Annotated in this window: 1 protein-coding gene; it reads right to left on the bottom strand. The window is 55.7% G+C overall.

Annotated elements, in window-relative coordinates; genetic code table 11:
* Window positions 1-384, bottom strand: a 384-nt coding sequence (locus tag M3090_RS15525; protein ID WP_249057771.1) for a DUF1896 family protein, incomplete at its 3' end; no start/stop codon positions are given.
* Window positions 385-639: the final 255 nt, after the last annotated feature.

The raw sequence follows: 639 nt of genomic DNA, 5'->3' as shown, positions 1-639 counted from the left end.
AAAACCGTCGCTCAGGTCGTAACCGCTGAACACCCTGCCGCATTCGGGCAGGAGCTGGAGAGCTACCTCGCGGGCGCGGCCTGCGGGTACCTCATCGGCAAACTCGTTCCACAACACGGTGATGAGCGTGTCGAGCCGGGAAAAGTGCAGACCCTGAAACAGCACCTCGTCCGCCTGTTGGACGGCTTCGTCATAATTCATGCCCGACCTGACGGCATTGCTGAACGCTTCGGCGGCAAGTTCGGCACGCGCGCGGATAAAAGCATCGTCGGCAGCCCGTTCGGGATGCGATTCGCGGAGGTAGGACAACAGGGTAAGGCGGTAATAGGACAGTTCGTCCGGCTCTACCGACGGAGCCGGCATGTTCGGTTTGTTCGGATTCATGATTCTTCTTTTTATTCGTGTTACAAAATACATTTTATGCCTGTATAGGATGAAGCCGTACCTGATGTAGCATCAAGCCGGACTTCATGGCACATCAAGTCCGACCTCATCCCGCTTCAAGTCCGAGTTGATGTCGGGAGGGTCATTTCTTGGAAGATTTGCCTTTGGATGGTTTCTTGTCGGCAAACTCGTAGCCCACGGAGAAGTCGGGGCGCAATACCAATGAAGCGTCGAAAGCCTTGCCCTCCCTGCTTC

This window comes from Bacteroides sp. ET71 (assembly GCF_023336905.1).
GTDB lineage: Bacteria > Bacteroidota > Bacteroidia > Bacteroidales > Bacteroidaceae > Bacteroides.
The sequence above is the reverse complement of the archived record's forward strand: the minus strand, read 5'-3'. Positions and strand labels throughout refer to the sequence as shown.